Annotated in this window: 15 protein-coding genes; all 15 read left to right on the top strand. The window is 35.2% G+C overall.

Going from position 1 to position 18,541, the window contains the following annotated elements; genetic code table 11:
- Window positions 1-15 precede the first annotated feature (15 nt).
- The 15 genes from LNP19_RS10130 to ribB all read left to right on the top strand — a co-directional run bounded on the left by LNP19_RS10130 (window position 16) and on the right by ribB (window position 18,517).
- A complete protein-coding gene (locus LNP19_RS10130) occupies window positions 16-3,015 on the top strand; it encodes a serine hydrolase domain-containing protein (protein ID WP_230061809.1) in 3,000 nt (999 codons plus the stop codon).
- Window positions 3,016-3,084: 69 nt separating this feature from the next.
- Window positions 3,085-4,293: an anhydro-N-acetylmuramic acid kinase gene (locus LNP19_RS10125; protein ID WP_230061808.1), complete on the top strand. Its 1,209-nt coding sequence runs from the start codon at window positions 3,085-3,087 to the stop codon at window positions 4,291-4,293.
- 48 nt (window positions 4,294-4,341) lie between these two features.
- The gene (locus LNP19_RS10120) at window positions 4,342-5,613 is read left to right on the top strand and encodes an acyltransferase family protein (protein WP_230061807.1); all 1,272 of its coding nucleotides are present in this window, start codon (window positions 4,342-4,344) and stop codon (window positions 5,611-5,613) included.
- Between the two features lie 159 nt (window positions 5,614-5,772).
- Window positions 5,773-7,350: a glycoside hydrolase family 10-like protein gene (locus LNP19_RS10115; protein ID WP_230061806.1), complete on the top strand. Its 1,578-nt coding sequence runs from the start codon at window positions 5,773-5,775 to the stop codon at window positions 7,348-7,350.
- Complete coding sequence (locus tag LNP19_RS10110) at window positions 7,334-8,620, top strand: MFS transporter (RefSeq protein ID WP_230061805.1); 1,287 nt, start codon at window positions 7,334-7,336, stop codon at window positions 8,618-8,620. Before LNP19_RS10115 ends, LNP19_RS10110 begins: the two co-directional genes overlap by 17 nt.
- Before the next feature lie 18 nt (window positions 8,621-8,638).
- Window positions 8,639-10,234, top strand: coding sequence for a glycoside hydrolase family 3 protein (locus LNP19_RS10105; RefSeq protein ID WP_230061804.1), 1,596 nt, complete (start codon window positions 8,639-8,641; stop codon window positions 10,232-10,234).
- A 140-nt stretch (window positions 10,235-10,374) separates the two neighbouring features.
- Window positions 10,375-11,013 carry a peroxiredoxin gene (locus tag LNP19_RS10100; protein ID WP_230061803.1) on the top strand — a complete coding sequence of 213 codons (639 nt, stop codon included), beginning with the start codon at window positions 10,375-10,377 and terminating at the stop codon, window positions 11,011-11,013.
- Between the two features lie 88 nt (window positions 11,014-11,101).
- On the top strand, window positions 11,102-11,410 hold the full coding sequence (locus LNP19_RS10095; RefSeq protein WP_230061802.1) for a thioredoxin family protein: 309 nt from the start codon (window positions 11,102-11,104) through the stop codon (window positions 11,408-11,410).
- A 103-nt stretch (window positions 11,411-11,513) separates the two neighbouring features.
- Window positions 11,514-11,771: a DUF6952 family protein gene (locus LNP19_RS10090; protein WP_072944863.1), complete on the top strand. Its 258-nt coding sequence runs from the start codon at window positions 11,514-11,516 to the stop codon at window positions 11,769-11,771.
- A gap of 167 nt (window positions 11,772-11,938) precedes the next feature.
- The gene (gene tpx / locus LNP19_RS10085) at window positions 11,939-12,436 is read left to right on the top strand and encodes a thiol peroxidase (RefSeq protein WP_230061801.1); all 498 of its coding nucleotides are present in this window, start codon (window positions 11,939-11,941) and stop codon (window positions 12,434-12,436) included.
- Window positions 12,437-12,446: 10 nt separating this feature from the next.
- The gene (locus LNP19_RS10080) at window positions 12,447-12,821 is read left to right on the top strand and encodes a diacylglycerol kinase family protein (protein ID WP_230061800.1); all 375 of its coding nucleotides are present in this window, start codon (window positions 12,447-12,449) and stop codon (window positions 12,819-12,821) included.
- A gap of 18 nt (window positions 12,822-12,839) precedes the next feature.
- On the top strand, window positions 12,840-15,281 hold the full coding sequence (locus LNP19_RS10075) for a DNA translocase FtsK (RefSeq protein ID WP_230061799.1): 2,442 nt from the start codon (window positions 12,840-12,842) through the stop codon (window positions 15,279-15,281).
- A 4-nt stretch (window positions 15,282-15,285) separates the two neighbouring features.
- On the top strand, window positions 15,286-15,927 hold the full coding sequence (lolA1, locus tag LNP19_RS10070; RefSeq protein ID WP_230061798.1) for an outer membrane lipoprotein periplasmic chaperone LolA1: 642 nt from the start codon (window positions 15,286-15,288) through the stop codon (window positions 15,925-15,927).
- 7 nt (window positions 15,928-15,934) lie between these two features.
- Window positions 15,935-17,374 carry an LptF/LptG family permease gene (locus LNP19_RS10065; RefSeq protein WP_230061797.1) on the top strand — a complete coding sequence of 480 codons (1,440 nt, stop codon included), beginning with the start codon at window positions 15,935-15,937 and terminating at the stop codon, window positions 17,372-17,374.
- Window positions 17,375-17,383: 9 nt separating this feature from the next.
- A complete protein-coding gene (gene ribB, locus LNP19_RS10060) occupies window positions 17,384-18,517 on the top strand; it encodes a 3,4-dihydroxy-2-butanone-4-phosphate synthase (RefSeq protein WP_230061796.1) in 1,134 nt (377 codons plus the stop codon).
- Window positions 18,518-18,541 lie beyond the last annotated feature (24 nt).

Genomic DNA, 18,541 nt, shown 5'->3' with positions numbered 1-18,541 from the left:
ATAAAAAACAATTAAATGAAAAATTACTTTATAAAGATTAGCCTTTACACCGCATTTCTATTTTTGATTACCAATTGTACTATTTCGAAAAAAAGCAAAACCATTACTGATTTAAATAAAACTTCTTTTACGGAAGATAAAGATATTTACGTTCCTTTAAAAAAATCCGAGAGAAAAACGTTTTTTAAAGATTCTAATGCCGAAACCCATTGGGTAGACAGCATTTATAACAAAATGACAGTTCGAGAAAAAATAGGTCAGCTGTTTATGATCTCGGCTTATTCAAATAAAGATTCGGTTCATGTAAATAAAATCAAGGCATTAATTAAAGATTATAATATAGGCGGAGTAATATTTTTCCAAGGTGGTCCGGGCCGTCAGGCTAAATTGACGAATCAGTATCAGGCAATAGCAAAAGTGCCTTTATTCGTAGCAATTGATGCCGAATGGGGTTTGAGTATGAGACTGGATTCTACTTATGTTTTTCCTTGGAACATGACTTTAGGAGCCATTCAGGACTTGGATTTAATTGAAAAACTAGGAAAAAACATGGGTGCCGAAAGCAAACGAATGGGAATCCATTTCAATTTCGCACCTGTTCTTGACATCAATACCAATCCTAAAAATCCAATTATTGGAAACCGATCCTTTGGCGAAAACAAACGCAATGTCAGCGATAAAGCCGCCGCTTTGATGAAAGGCGTTCAAGGTCAGGGCGTTTTCAGCACCGGCAAACATTTCCCAGGTCACGGAGATACTTCGACCGATTCTCACTATACCTTGCCTTTGGTTGATTTTTCAAAAGAGCGAATCGATATGGTAGAATTGTATCCTTACAAACGAATGTTTGATGAAGGTTTGGTGTCTGTAATGGTTGGACATCTTAATATTCCAAGTCTGGAATCGAAAGAAAATCATCCATCTTCGGCTTCTTATAACATAGTAACTAACCTACTTCAGAATCAGTTAGGTTTTGATGGTTTGATTTTTACCGATGGTTTAGCGATGAAAGGTGCCACTAACTTTAAAGGTCCCGGAGATCTTGAATTAGCCGTTTTACTTGCCGGAAATGACATCTTTCTTGGCCCCAACGATGAAGTTGTTGGCTTAAACAAACTGGAAACATTTTACAACGAAGGTATTCTTACCGAGGAGCGATTGGCGCATTCGGTAAAAAAAATACTGCATTATAAATTTAAAGCAGGGCTAAACAAATACAAATCTATTGACACAACAAATTTGTCTTCAGATCTTAATCCTTCAGAAAATGATGCTTTAAGCTATCAGTTGTATGAAAATGCCATTACCGTTTTGAAAAATGAAAAAGAAATACTTCCTATCAAAAATTTGAATCAAAAAATTGCCTACGTAAAATTAGGCGATGATGTCAACAGCACTTTTGTATCTACCTTAAAAAAATATACCGAAGTAACCGAAGTATCTCATACCCATATTGACAGCCTAAACAACGAATTAAAAAAATACGAAACCGTTATTATTGGTTTCCACAAACTAAACAAAACTTGGGAAAAACAGAATTTTACCGAAACCGAATTGCTTTGGTTGCAAGAAATTGCAAAACACAACAAGGTGATTTTGGATATTTTCACAAAACCGTATTCTTTATTACCAATCACAAATTTTGATGCTATTGAAGGATTGGTCGTTTCTTACCAAAACTCGGATATTAGTCAGATTGTTTCGGCAGAATTACTCTTTGGCGCCATCGAGGCCAAAGGAAAATTACCCGTATCGATAAATAAATCTTTCAACGTAAACGATGGTTTATCGACAACAAAATTAAACCGTTTGGGATTTACAGCACCGGAAAATGAAGGTATGAATCCAAAAATTTTATCCAAAATCGATTCGATTGCTCAAAAAGCAATCAATGGTAAAATGGCTCCCGGAATGCAAGTATTGGTGGCTCGAAAAGGGAATGTGATTTTCCAAAAATCCTACGGCCACCATACTTATGACAATGCCGCAAAAGTCAAAAACTCGGATTTATACGATGTCGCCTCCATTTCAAAAATGATTTCGACACTTCCTAATGTCATGCAATTGTACGATAAAAACAAAGTGAATCTGGACACCAAATTAAAAGATATGGTTCCGCTTTTTGCAAAAACAAATAAGGAAAATATCAACTTCAAGGATTTACTAACCCATTATGCAGGACTTCAGGCTTGGATTCCGTTTTACAAAGCAACCCTGGACAATAAAAATAATCCTTCTGAAAAATATTATCGCAAAGTGGCAGACTCTCAATTTTCTACAAAAGTGACAGATAATCTTTTTATCAGAAATGACTATCAAGACACCATTATGAAAATCATCGCTGATACTCCATTATCCCTTAAAAAAGAATACAAATACAGTGATTTTACCTTTATCATCCTGAAAGAATATTTAGAAAAAAAGACCAAACAAAAATTAGATGTCCTAAGCCAGCAAAATTTTTACAACTCAATTGGAATGAATAACACGCTGTACAATCCGTTAAACAAATTTGATAGGAATGTTATTGCCCCTACTGAAATTGACAATTATTTCCGCCACCAGAGTGTTCAGGGGTATGTTCACGATATGGCGGCGGCAATGGAAGGCGGAGTCGCAGGTCATGCCGGAATTTTCTCGAATGCGATGGATGTTGCCAAAATGATGCAATTATTTTTACAAAAAGGCAGCTATGGCAATCAGCGTTATTTTTCCGAAAAAACATTTGATGATTTTAACACTTCCTATTACGCTTCCGAAGGAGTTCAAAGAGGTTTAGGTTTTGACAAAAGAATAGGAAACGACGGCTCTACTTGTAACTGCGTTTCTGAATCTAGTTTTGGTCATACCGGATTCACCGGAGACATCGCTTGGGTTGATCCTGAAACCGAAATCGTTTATGTTTTTCTTTCCAATAGAACGTATCCAGAAGTAACTGCTGAGGGGAATAAGTTATCCAAAGAAAGAATCAGAGAGGATATTCAGAAAATAATTCAGGAAGCCATTATAAAATAACAAACACTTCTATATATTTAGAAATTGACAAAACAATCCAAATTGTAAATAACAGCTTAAAATTGAATCATGAACGCAAATCTGGAATCACTGTATAAAATTGCAAAAAAACCAAGCCGAACTATTATTGGTCTAATGTCCGGTACTTCTCTAGATGGTTTGGATGTGGCTTTATGCACGATTTCAGGTTCTGGCGAAAATACAGAAATTCAATTAGTACAATTTGACACTGTTGACTATTCCGAAGAAATCAAATCAGAAATCAGAACGGTATTTGCAAAACAAACCATCGACTTCCAGAAACTGGTTTTATTGAACGAATGGATTGGACTGCTTCACGCCAATATGATTTTGGACTGTCTGAATCGTTGGAAAATCCCCACAGAAAAAATCGATTTGATAGCTTCGCATGGACAAACCGTTTTTCATGCGCCGAAGATTTTACACCAACAAGAAAAGTTCCCAAATGCTACCTTACAGATTGGAGATGGAGATCATATTGCTGTCAAAACAGGAATTATTACCATTTCAGACTTCAGACAAAAACATCTTGCCGCAGGTGGCGAAGGAGCACCATTGGCTGTTTACGGAGATTATTTCCTCTTTGGAAAAAAAGGCGAAAATCGTATTATGCTCAACATGGGCGGAATTGCTAATTTTACGTTTTTACCCTCAAGCATGAATCCCGAAGAAGTTTTTGTGACTGATACCGGAACGGGAAATACTCTGATTGATGCATTTACCCGACTTTCTTTCCCTGAAAAATCGTACGATAAAGATGCCGAAATTGCTAAGAAAGGAACCGTAAACCCATCTCTTTTGAAAGCTTTAATAGACAATGAATTCTTCCTGAAACCTTATCCTAAAACTACAGGTCCGGAACTTTTTAATATTGAATACGTCAAAAAAGCACAAAGCAAAAGCGAAACAGAAAATATCTCAATTCCCGATTTATTGGCAACATTAACAAGGTTTTCTGCCGAAACCATAGCCAACGCTATACAATCAACTATAGACAATACAAAATATCCTATTGAAAGTTTTACCATTTATATGTCCGGTGGCGGAACTCACAACCCGCTATTAGTACAATGGCTGAAAGAATTATTGCCTTGTCATTTCTCAAAAACCGATGCTTTAGGTATTTCAGGCGATGCCAAAGAGGCAATTTTGTTTGCCATTTTAGCCAATGAAACCGTTTCCGGTGGCAATTCTGATTTTGGAATACGCAAAGGAATTCCATCGGTTGCTATGGGGAAAATTTCATTTCCGAGCTAACTAAATAAATACCACTAATTACTAAAACCAAAAAACCAACCAAAAACAATGATAAAAGAACGCTTAATTTCGTTAGATGTATTCAGAGGATTCACTATTTTATTGATGACTATTGTCAATAATCCCGGAAGTTGGGCTTCCATTTATCCGCCTTTACAGCACGCCGAATGGCATGGCTGTACTCCTACCGATTTAGTTTTTCCATTTTTCATTTTCATAATGGGTACCGCAATTCCTTTTGCAATGCCAACTAAACATTTAGACTTTGCTGTTTTTAATAAAATTATTGTTCGTTCTTTACGAATTTTCTGTTTGGGATTATTCCTGAATTATTTTAGCCGAATAGAAATCTTGGGTTTAGAAGGAATTCCTTTATTGATCCTGAGATTATTTATAACTTTTGCAGTGGCTTATGCGCTTTTAGGAAATTTCAGTCTAAAAATAAAAACCTACTTAGTTTTCGGAATTTTTGCAATCCTACTATTCTTGGCATACAGTTCAATTGAAGCTTATCAGGAAGTAAGAATCCCAGGAGTTTTACAACGAATAGGAATTGTATATTTCTTTACTTCTCTTTTATTTTTGAAAACAAATCTAAAAACACAACTACTGGTTGCTGCTTCGCTGTTAGTAGGATATTGGATTTTAATGGCTTTTGTGCCGGTTCCGGGATTTGGCGCTGCTAATTTTGAAAAAGGTACCAACTTAGCTGCTTGGATAGATAATTCGCTTTTAAACGGACATTTATGGAGTTATTCTAAAACTTGGGATCCCGAAGGAATTCTGAGCACTTTGCCTGCAATAGCTACAGGAATTTTCGGAATGTACATAGGACAAATACTAAATTTACAAATTCCAAAAATTGAAATCCTAAAAAAAATAGGAATCGTAGGTATTCTTCTAGTAATTACTGGTTTAATTTGGAACATCGTCTTCCCTATAAACAAATCACTTTGGACAAGCTCTTACGTATTATATACAGCCGGTATTGCAACATTATCTTTAACAATTTTATACTACATAATAGATGTTGTAAATTATAAAAAATGGACGAAGCTATTTTTAATTTGGGGAGTAAATCCCATGATTGTGTTTTTCTTCTCAGGAATAATTCCTAGAGTTTTAAGCGCAATTAAGATTGAAAACCCAGAAATAGCCGCTGAAAAAATCAATCTTCAAAATTACTTTTACAAATTTTGTATTGTTCCTTATTTTAGCAATCCATTAAATGCATCACTGACTTTTGCATTAGCCTATGCCGTTTTCTGGTCAATAATCCTATGGATCTTTTATAAATACAAATTGATTTTTAAAGTATAACCCATAAAACAATTATTCCCCAATTTACTTTTTGTAATGAATATCAATAATTTGGCAAAGAAATTGTACGAACTAAACAAATCCAATTTTAGGACTTTTATATCTTATAAATGTCACTAAAAAAGCTAATTTTGATTTTCATAAAAAACATTCAAACCAATGAATCCAAAAAATTTTATCTTATTGCTGCTTCCCTTATTTCTATTATCATTTTCTGAAGGAAATGCACAAGAAAATTTGATGTATCCCAAAAACGAATTCAGAGCCGTTTGGATTGCTACAGTTGTGAATATTGATTGGCCAAAATCGGGTACTGATCCCGTAGAAAAACAAAAAGCGGATTATCTTGAAATTCTAGACACCTATAAAAAATTAAATTACAACGCAGTTATTGTTCAAATACGCAGTGTTGGTGATGCTTTTTATCCTTCAAAATTAGCTCCTTGGTCTAAATATCTGACCGGAAAAGAAGGACAGGCACCTAATCCTTATTTTGATCCATTAGAATGGATGATTACCCAAGCGCACAATAGAGGTTTTGAATTTCATGCTTGGCTGAATCCTTATCGCGCCACTATGGATTTAAAAACAGAGGCTTTGAGTCCGGAGCATGATTATTTCAAACATCCGGAATGGATGATTAAATACGGCGGAAAATATTATTACAATCCTGCCCTACCCGAAGTTCAAACACACTTGATTGCCGTTGTTGATGAAGTTGTTAGAAATTACGACATTGATGCGATTCATTTTGACGATTATTTTTATCCTTACAAAATAACAGGACAAAACTTCAATGATACCGAGTCTTTCAAAAAATATGGCAACGGAATGAAATTAGACGATTGGAGACGTTTAAATGTCAATAATTTTGTAAAATACACTTCCTATTCCATAAAAAGCATCAAACCTTGGGTACAGTTTGGTATCAGTCCATTTGGAGTTTGGCGAAATAAATCAGTCGATCCAAAGGGTTCCGATACTCAAGCCGGCCAAACCAATTATGATGATTTGTTTGCCGATCCGATGGAATGGATGGAACACAGTTGGGTCGATTACATACTGCCACAATTGTATTGGAGTTTGGATCATCGTACGGCTTCTTATTCAAAACTAATAAAATGGTGGTCCGAAAATTCTAAAAATACCGCTGTATATATTGGGAATGGAAGTTATAAAGTAAATGCCGATTCTGATAAAAGATGGAATAATCCAAGCGAAATTCCAAATCAAATTGATGTGACCCGTTCTTATAAAAACATTAGCGGTAATGCTTTTTTTAGTGCCAAATCCTTTGTCAATAAAAACAAAGCCGTTACAAAACTACTTATGGAAAATCAGTACAAATACCCTGCACTTCCAAACGTAGTTCCCAATTCAAGAAAAACGGTAATTGATATTCCAACAGTTTGCAGCACAACTAATAACGAAAACTCTTGTACATACACACTTAACTATCCTCTTGAGAGTAAAGTGCGCTATGTTATGGTTTATGGTGCCAAAAACAATTCAAAAATTGATGTGAATGATCCTAGTCAGATTATCGATAAAATAGCTTTCACAGAGAAAAAAGATGCCATCAACATTGTTATTAAAAACAATCTTTTAGATCCAAATTATAACTACGCCATCTCTTTTGTTGATTTTTACGGCAATGAAAGTGAAGCCACTTTATTAAATACTACATCGCAAACAAATACAATCCAAAGCCCTTCAAATAATGAAAATAGACAATAGACCTTGGTACTGGATACCAGTTTTAAACTTTGCCTCGGGCCTGCCTTATGCTATTATTATTTCGGTTTCGGTAATCATGTATAAAAATCTGGGAATCAACAATGAAGACATCGGAATATACACCAGCCTTTTATATTTACCCTGGGTTATAAAACCTTTATGGAGCCCTATTATCGATCTCTATGCCACCAAAAGAAAATGGTTTATTACCATGCAATTACTAATTTCGATTGCCTTTTTAATTGTTGGATTCACCATTCCGATGAATCATTTTTTTGTGATAAGTCTGGCTGTTTTTTGGGTAGCGGCTTTTGCATCGGCATCCAATGATGTAGCCAGCGATGGCTTTTATATGTTGGCTTTAGAAAAAGATCAACAATCCTTTTTTCTAGGAATACGAAGTACTTTTTACCGTCTTTCGATGCTTACCGGAAATGGTTTGGTTGTAATTATTGGAGGCTATCTCGAACAAGAATATGGCGATAAACAAAAAGCATGGTCCTACACCATGATTATTGTTGGGCTAATAATGACCTTACTGACTATCTATAATTATTTTGCTACACCAAAAACAGAAATAGCTACTCCTCTAAAAGACTCTAAAAAAAACTCAAACGCAAGTTTTGGAGCCGTTTTTGCCAGTTTTTTTCAAAAAAAACAAATTGGACTTATTTTAGCTTTTATTCTATTATTCAGATTAGGTGAATCCCAATTATTAAAGATGTTGACACCTTTTTTAATTGACGATAAAGGCGTTGGCGGATTAGGTTTGACCACCCAAGATGTTGGTATAATCTATGGAACTTTCGGAGTGATTGCTTTAACTGTTGGCGGAATAATTGGCGGAATTGTCATCTCTAGAGACGGACTTGGTAAATGGATGTTACCCATGATTTTAGCCATGCACTTACCTATAATTGGATTTATTTTATTAGCGCATTTTCATCCATCCTCCGTTTATTACGTTTATGCAACTGTTATTGCCGAACAGTTTGGTTACGGTTTTGGCTTTGCGGCCTTTATGATGTATTTGATTTATGTGGCTGATGGCGAATCAAAAACCTCCCACTACTCTATTGCAACGGGATTCATGGCTTTAGGCATGATGCTTCCCGGAATGATTAGTGGTTATATTCAAGAATATCTGGGTTACGGAAACTTCTTTATCTGGGTATTTTTGGCAACGATTCCAGGGCTGATATTGTCTCGCTTTTTGATTTTCCCTTATGATTTTGGAAAAAAAACAGACGATGAAAAAAAGCCGGTTTAAAATAATAACAGTTTAAGAATGACATTAGAACAAAAAATAGGACAATTCTTTTTTCCCGCCGTTTTCATAAACGATACCGAAGAAAATATTCAAGCAACAGAGCGATTAATCAAGGAACATAATATTGGCGGGCTTACCTTTTTTCACAGCAGAGCCAGCGCAGCCACCAATTATGAGACCAAAAAGAAAATTGTTTTCAACGACGACAGCTATGAACGTTTGAAAGAACTTGTAATTCGTTATCAGAAATGTGCTACTACTCCACTTTTAATGAGTATCGATGCCGAATGGGGTTTAGCCATGCGTGTCGAAAAAACACCGCAATATCCCTATGCAATCACTCTTGGTGCTTTGCCGGAGAGCGAATCTCATTTAGTTTACGAAGTAGGAAAACAAATTGGCTTAGATCTAAAATCAGCAGGAATTCATTACAATTTGGCACCATTAGCAGATATCAACAACAACCCGAATAATCCGGTAATTGGCTACCGCTCTTTTGGCGAAAATAAAGAAAAAGTGGCGCGTTTTACTCTTGAATATTTAAGAGGTATGAACGATGTGGGAGTTTTAGGCTGTCTCAAGCATTTTCCCGGACACGGAAACACCAATGTCGATTCACATCTGGGTTTACCTATTTTGGAAGAAACATTAGATCAATTACTCGAAAATGAATTGTATCCTTTTATCAAAGGAATAGAAAACGATGTTGACTCGATTATGATTGGACATTTAGCTGTTCCTGCCTTAAATGATGGCAAAAATACCTCGGCAACCTTATCAAAATCGGTAATTGAAACGCTTTTGCGCGAGCAATTACATTATGATGGATTAGTGATTTCGGATGCTTTGAATATGCATAGCGTTTCCAAATTGTATGACCAAAAAGGCCAGCTCGAATGGCAAGCTTTCAATGCAGGAAACGATGTATTGTGTTTTGCCGAAAATGTTGAAGAAGGCATTCAGGAAATCCTCGAAAACGCCACACCGGAGCGTATTGAAGCTAGTTACAAGCGTTTAATGAAATGCAAGCAAAAAGCGGGAATTTTAGTTGACAACCAACCAAAAGGAAATTTAAATTTTGAAGCTGCATCCGATTTGAATCGTAAGATTGCCCAAAATTCGATCACAAAAATAAGAGACAATAACAATAGCACAGTCATTTTGGATGCATCCAAAAAAGGAGCGCTAGCCAAAGTGAGTCTTTATAAAAACATCGATAATCCTTTTTTCGAAACCTTAAATAAAACGATTCTTTCCGCAGAATTTGCAATTGAAATGGACGAAATCGATTCAATCGATAGCATAGAAAAAAGCCTGACCGATTATGATACTTTACTAATTTCTCTATTCGTTCCAAAGGCAAAGCCATTGAATAATTTTGACATTGAAGAGGAAATTTTGGAATTTTTGAAAAATATATTTAGTACTAAAAGTTGTATTTTATACGTATTTGGAAATCCTTATGCCTTACAAATAATTCCAAACCTAAAATCGGCTTTAGGAATCGTGCAAATATACCAAGATTTTACAGAATTTCAAGAAAGCGCCGCCCAGCAATTGCTGGACAATTCTGAATGTAAAGGAACACTTCCGGTAATTATCAGCAACTTATAATATTTTATTATGGCTTAGTTGCAACATGATAGCTAAAACTTATTATCTGATAAAATTTTACAATCAAATCTTATTGCTATAACCCTTCTGTTTGTCTTATTTTTGCAGCAGAATTAAAAAATTAATCTAAAATAAATAATATGTCATTAGTAGGAAAAAAATTCCCAAGCATTGCAGTTGACGCCATCTCAGAAATGGGCGATAATTTGAAAATCAACATCTTTGAAGAAGCTACAAAAAACAACAAAAAAGTACTTTTGTTTTGGTACCCAAAAGATTTTACTTTTGTTTGTCCAACTGAACTTCACGCTTTTCAAGCAGCTTTGCCGGAATTTGAAAAAAGAAACACAATCGTAATTGGTGCTTCTTGTGATACCAACGAAGTGCATTTTGCATGGTTAAACACACCAAAAAACAATGGTGGAATTGAAGGAGTAACTTACCCAATTCTTGCCGATACTAACAGAAACTTATCGAACATCTTAGGTATTCTTGATATCGATTCAACAGAATACAGTGAAGAAACTGATTCAGTAATTGTTGAAGGATCTAATGTTACTTTCAGAGCGACTTATTTAATTGATGAAACTGGTAAAATTTTCCACGAAAGTGTAAATGATATGCCTCTTGGTCGTAACGTAAACGAATACTTACGTATGGTTGACGCTTACACTCACATTCAAGAAAAAGGTGAAGTATGTCCTGCTAACTGGGAAGCTGGTAAAGAAGCAATGAGTGCTGACAGAAAAAGTACTGCTGCATATTTGAGCTTAAACTAATAAAAAACATCCTCCTAATGGCAATTAAAGCACTTTGGGTGTATTTAATTGCCATTATTTTTACCTTAAACTTTAAAAATTATAAATTATGTTAATCGATTTAAACGAAGATAAATTAGCTGATTTAATCACTGAAAACCAAAAAGTTGTGGTTCAATTTTCGGCCTCCTGGTGTGGAAATTGTCGCATTATGAAACCAAAATTCAAAAAATTGGCTTCAGAAAACGATGCGATTACTTTTGTGCTTGTTGATGCTGAAAATTCACCTGAATCAAGAAAGTTAGCTAATGTTAGTAATTTACCCACTTTTGCCACTTTTGTAAATGGAAAATTAGTAAACGAAACCCAAACAAACAAAGCCGAGGTTTTGGCCGAATTAGTAAGCGAAATAGCCTAATTAGATAAGTTAGACTCCTTAGTATTTTAGACTTCTTAGAGCTTGTCTAAATTTTCAAGAAAGTCTAAAAATCTAAAACGTCAAACAATCTAAAAAATCTAAAATGAAATTACCCGTAATAAAGCATCTAACGCAGTTTATAGAAGAAAACGATCAGGATTATATCATAGAAACCATTGAAGTTCTGGAAGCAATGACAGAAATTCCCTCTTTGAAAGATGAAGAACTGGATGTTATAGGCGAGCTGATTTCTAATATGTATGGTGCATTAGAAGTTCACAAATTGGTCAAAAACGGAACAGATAAAAAAGAAGCATTAAATACTTTTATGAAAAGAGTTTTGGGCTCAATTGATAAATAGAAATCTTCACCCAATTAAACTACTAAAGAAACGTGCTTAGAAATAAGGACGTTTTTTTTTCGCCCCTGCATTAGACTGTCCTTTTCCTATTGTTCTAAAATCTCAAAACCATCCCTATTATTCTTAAATAATTTTCATACTTTTGAACCTCATTAAAAAAATAAATTATGGCTTCAATAACATTAGGAGGAAATCCAATAAACACTTCAGGAGAATTACCAAAAGTAGGAACTAAACTATCTGATTTTAAATTAGTAAACAGCGATCTTTCAATTGCTACAATGAATGATTTTACAGGAAAAAGACTGATTTTAAATATCTTCCCAAGCATCGACACTGGAACTTGTGCTACCTCTGTCAGAAAATTTAATGAGACTGCAGCTAACTTAGAGAATACTGCCGTTTTATGTATCTCCAGAGATTTGCCATTTGCTCAAAAGCGTTTTTGTGGTGCCGAAGGAATTGAAAATGTAATCAACTTATCTGACTTCCAAGAAGGTAGTTTTGGTAAAGCAAATGGATTAGAAATCACTGACGGACCATTGACAGGATTACATTCCAGAGCAATCATAATTGTGGACGAAAACGGAGTAATTACTCATACGGAACAAGTTGCTGAAATTGCTAATGAACCTAACTACGAAGCTGCATTAGCAGTACTATAATACCTCTTTAATGGAATTTCAAAAAGACAACAGCTTCGTTACCGGAAGAATGAAAAGCATGACCTATGCACTTCAAGGAGCTATAAAATTGATTACGACTGAACATAGCGTTATGGTTCAATTTTCAATAGGAATATTGATGACCATTGCCGGTTTCTATTTTGGTATTTCCAAGACAGAATGGCTTTTTCAAACCCTAGCAATAGGATTAGTGGTAAGTATAGAAGGCTTGAATACTGCTGTAGAAAAAATCGCTGATTTTATCCATCCAAATTATCATGAAAGAATTGGATTCATAAAAGATATTGCAGCAGGAGCTGTTTTCTTTGCTGCAATGACGGCAATCGCAATCGGTTTAATCATTTATATACCAATTTTATTTTAGGTACTATAACAATTTAGAATGGCCAAAACTACAAAAAAAGAACCTCTACAAAAAAAAGACAGGTCCGAATCTGATGCTAGCAAACCTTGGGAAATAACAAAACAGCACAAGATTGTCTTGGGCTGTCTTTTGGTATTGTTTTCTATTGCTTTAGCAATTGCCTTTATTTCATTTTATATTCACGGACAAGTGGATCAAAGTGCCGTAGCCGAATTGACAAACAGAACCGAAACAGTTCAAAACTGGCTTGGGAAATTTGGTGCTTTTTTGGCCGATTTAATTGTACACAACGGTTTCGGCTTGGCCTCTTTCCTATTTGTTCGTTTGTTTTTCTTAACAGGAATCTTTTTAATTCTGAATCTTTCCTCAAAAAAGTTGAAAGGGATTTGGTTTTGGGACTTATTTGCCATCATTATCCTATCGGTTTTATTTGGTTTTTTTGCCACTTCCTTACCAGAATTAGGAGGAGTTGTAGGATATGAACTCAATTTATTTTTACAGGATTATATCGGAAAAACAGGTACGCTTTTGACACTGGTTTTTGGTTTGGTTGTTTATCTTATTTTTAAACTCAAATTATCTCCTGAAAAAGTCCAATCTTTCTTTGAAAATACCAAAAAAGACATTAAAACAGACTTGAGTTCCCTTGCGATGAGCAAAAACGAAGGCGCTTATAATTTGGAAGAATTTGCTGTTGCCGAACAAAACGAACTCGAAGATATTGTTTTAAAACCAAAGATTTCCCAATTTGAGATTAACAAAGAATCTTTGAAACCTACTATCTCGCATTCTTCCGAAATCAATTTGGATCCTATTACAAAACCTATTATTGTCCCTCCTCCTTTTAACAATGACACAGTAAATCCTTTGGATTCTTTCGTGATTGAAACAGCTCAGGAAGAAGATATTATTGAAGAAAATCTAGCTTCCAGATTAGTTTCTGATTTTGGATTATTCGATCCTACTTTGGATTTATCCAATTATAAATATCCTACAATTGATTTATTAAAAGAATATTCAACTGGCGGAATTACGATCAACCAAGAGGAATTAGAAGAAAATAAAAACAAAATTGTAGATACGCTTCGCAATTATAAAATTGAGATTGCACAAATAAAAGCAACCGTTGGACCATCGGTTACCTTATATGAAATTGTTCCCGAAGCTGGAATTCGTATCTCTAAAATTAAGAGCTTAGAAGACGATATTGCTTTATCGCTTTCGGCATTAGGAATTCGTATTATCGCTCCTATTCCTGGAAAAGGAACCATAGGAATCGAGGTGCCTAACAAGAATCCTACAATGGTTTCGATGAAAAGTGTTATTGGATCAGCCAAATTTCAAGAAGCCGAAATGGAGCTTCCAATTGCCCTTGGAAAAACGATTTCGAACGAAACTTTTGTGGTAGATTTAGCCAAAATGCCTCACCTTTTGATGGCGGGTGCTACCGGACAAGGAAAATCAGTTGGTTTGAATGCCGTTTTGACTTCACTTTTATACAAAAAACACCCTGCCGAAGTCAAATTTGTATTGGTCGATCCTAAAAAAGTAGAATTGACACTCTTCAATAAGATTGAAAGACATTATCTGGCCAAACTACCTGATACCGAAGACGCCATTATCACTGATAATGCTAAGGTGGTGAACACTTTGAATTCACTTTGTGTGGAAATGGATAATCGTTATTCACTATTGAAAGATGCGATGGTTCGAAACATAAAAGAATACAACGATAAATTTAAATCCAGAAAGCTGAATCCTGAAAATGGACATCGTTTTCTTCCTTATATCATATTAGTTGTCGATGAGTTTGCCGATTTGATTATGACTGCAGGAAAAGAAGTTGAAATTCCTATTGCCCGCTTGGCTCAATTAGCGCGTGCTATTGGAATTCATTTGATTATTGCCACACAACGACCTTCGGTAAACGTAATTACCGGTTTGATAAAGGCCAACTTCCCAGCCAGAATCGCTTTTAGAGTTACCTCCAAAATTGATTCCAGAACCATTTTGGACACCCAAGGTGCGGATCAATTGATTGGACGCGGAGATTTACTTTATACCAACGGTAACGATGTCGTACGCGTACAATGTGCGTTTATAGACACACCCGAAGTGGAGAAAATCACTGATTTTATTGGTTCCCAAAAAGCATACGCAACAGCTTACCTGCTTCCAGAATTTGTAGGAGAAGATAGTGGCATCAATCTTGATATGGATATTTCCGAAAGAGATACCCTGTTTAGAGAAGCTGCAGAAATTATTGTCAATGCCCAGCAAGGTTCGGCATCATTGTTGCAAAGAAAACTGAAGTTAGGCTACAACAGAGCCGGTCGATTGATTGACCAACTTGAAGCAGCCGGAATTGTAGGACCCTTTGAAGGAAGCAAGGCAAGAAGCGTAAACATCCTAGACATGAGCTCTCTTGATCAATTTTTCAACAACGAACAAAATAATTAATACCATGAACAAAATTATTCAGATTGCATTTATTTTACTTTTTAGCTTTTCGATACAAGCCCAAGACAAAAAAGCAAAAGAGCTTTTAGATCAGGTAACTTCAAAAGTAAAAAGCTATGACAATATTGTAATCGATTTCAAATATTCCTTGAATAATTCCAAAGAAAACATTAATCAGGACAGTAAAGGAAATGTAACGATGAAAAACAATCAATATGTTTTGAATTTCATGGGAATTACTAAAATTTTTGACGGAAAGAAAACCTATACTATTGTCCCTGAAGATGAAGAAATCACCATCTCTAGTTTTAACGAAAAAGACGACAATGCCATTACGCCATCAAAGATGTTGACTTTTTTTAATAGTGGATACCGTTATACTATGGCTGATTTACAAAATATCAAAGGAAGAAAAATTCAATATATAAAACTGATCCCAACAAACAATAGGGATCAAAGAAAAGAGATCCAATTGGGAATCGATATACAAACCAAACACATCTACAATTTGATTGAAGTAGGTAAAAAAGGAACAAAAACAACTTTAACCGTTAATTCTTTTAAAACCAACCAACCTTTATCAAAAAATCAATTTACCTTTGCCGAAAGTAAATATCCAAATTATTACATCAATAAATTAGATTAATCCCTAGGTGAAAATTCTTGACAAATACTTATTAAAAACATTCCTGATTACATTTACTACGGTATTTGTAATCTTGTTTTTTATATTCATACTTCAAACCATTTGGTTGTTCATTGCAGAACTGGCAGGCAAGGATCTGGATATCTTCATGATTATTAAGTTCCTGCTGTTTTCGATGCCTCGAATTATACCCTTAGTACTGCCCTTATCGATATTACTGGCTTCCATTATGACTTTTGGCAATCTGGCCGAAAACTACGAGTTTGCTGCAATGAAATCTTCTGGAATATCATTGCAAAGATCAATGAGAAGTCTTACGATATTCATCTTCTTGTTAAGTTTTGTTGCCTTTTTATTTGCCAATAATGTGATTCCTTATGCTGAATATAAGTTCATCAACTTTAGAAAAAATATTGCACAAGTAAAACCAGCATTGGCCATAGCCGAAGGACAATTTAGTGATGTAGGCGCTTATAATATCAAAGTCAATAAAAAATCAGGAGACAATGGAAACATCCTTACAGGCATAACCATTCATAAAAAATCCAATATAGGTGATGGCAGTAAAACAGTCATTAAAGCCAAAGATGGCGAATTAATCAGTAGCGAAAAATCAAGTATCCTGCAATTAGTCCTTAATGACGGTAATTACTATGAGGATATTGTTCCAAAGAAATATACTGACAGAGCCAAATTACCTTTTGCCAAGAGCTCTTTCAAAAAATACACCATCAATATTGACTTGTCGCAATTAAATGCAAGTACGGTTGATGATACTGACATTAGCAACACCAATACTATGCTTACTGCCAATGAACTAAACTACACCTTAGATTCATTAAGCAAAAATTTAAAAACAGAGATCATCTCCTATTCGGAAAATATCAATCTAAGAACAGGGATAACCAATACAGTTGCTCGTGTACAAGAAGAAAAACAAAAGAAGAAAACGCTTCCTAATAATCTTTTGTCCTTGTACTCCAATGAACAGAAGTCTGAAATCCTAAAAATGGCCAACAGTAATGTGGTCAGTACCGGTTATTCCATCGAAAGTACTAAGGTCAATTTATTGAACAAGCAGAAAAACATCAACAATCACTTATTGGCTTTTTATGATAAATTTGTAATTGCCTTTGCTTGTTTTTTAATGTTCTTCATTGGAGCGCCTCTTGGTGCAATCATTAGAAAAGGCGGTCTTGGACTTCCGATTGTTTTTGCCGTACTTATTTTTATTGCTTTTCATTTCATCAATACTTTTGGAAAAAGAATTGCCCAAGAAAACGGATTATCTCCTTTTATGGGCGCTTGGATGTCTTCCTTTATTCTTAGTCCACTGGCGATATTATTGACTTATAGAGCAACTAACGATATCGGACTTATCAATATGGATGTCATTTTGGCTCCTTTCCAAAAATTATTTCAAAAACTATTTCCATCTCAAAAATAAACACCAATCATGGTTCAGAATACAATACAACTCAATACAATAGAAGAGGCAATCGAAGATATCCGTCAAGGAAAAGTAATCATTGTTGTAGATGATGAAGATCGCGAAAACGAAGGTGATTTCTTGGCTGCCGCCGAAAAAGTCACACCCGAAATGATCAATTTCATGGCCACTCATGGACGTGGATTAATTTGTGCCCCATTGACCGAAAGCCGTTGTAAAGAACTAGGGCTACACGTCATGGTCAGTAACAATACCGATCCTATGGAAACTGCCTTCACTGTGTCGGTAGATTTAAGAGGGAACGGAGTAACAACCGGAATCTCTGCCGCTGATAGAGCTAAAACTATTTTATCATTAGTAGACACTGATACTAAACCCCACGATTTAGCACGTCCTGGACATATTTTCCCTTTAATTGCAAAGCAAGGTGGTGTTTTAAGAAGAACAGGACATACGGAGGCTGCAATTGACTTTGCCCGTTTGGCAGGTTTTAAATCGGCAGGTGTGATTGTTGAAATCATGAATGAGGATGGAACTATGGCTCGCTTACCACAATTAGTCGAAGTAGCTAAAAAATTTGATTTAAAATTGGTTTCTATCGAAGCTCTTGTGGCTTACCGCATGCAACACGATAGTCTGATTATAAAGAAAGAAGATTTTGATATCAATACCCGTTTTGGTACTTTTCGTTTACGAGCTTATCAGCAAACAACCAACAAACAAATCCATATTGCTTTGACTAAAGGAACTTGGAACCTAGGAGAAGCAATCCTGACAAGAATTAACTCTTCTCAGGTGAATAACGATTTATTAGGAACCTTGACTAACAATGCCGATCAGCAATTGGACGATATGTTTAAAAAAATTAACGAAGAAGGAAAAGGAGCTGTTATATTCATCAATCAAGACATGCAGTCAGTCAATTTATTGAATCGTATCTCTGAGTTGAAAGAATTACAAGCTAGCGGTGAAATGAAAGCACCAAAAATCAAGATTGATAAAAAAGATTTTGGAATTGGAGCTCAAATTTTACATGATATTGATATTTCAAAAATCCGATTAGTATCTAATACGGAACAAGGAAAGCGTGTTGGAATGATTGGTTATGGCCTTGAAATCACAGAATACGTAAGCTATTAAAGTTATTTGGTTTTATTTTTCAAA

Origin of the sequence: Flavobacterium acetivorans, from assembly GCF_020911885.1 — a bacterium.
Lineage (GTDB): Bacteria > Bacteroidota > Bacteroidia > Flavobacteriales > Flavobacteriaceae > Flavobacterium > Flavobacterium acetivorans.
Note: the sequence above shows the minus strand (reverse complement) of the source record. Positions and strands in the feature narration are given on the sequence as shown.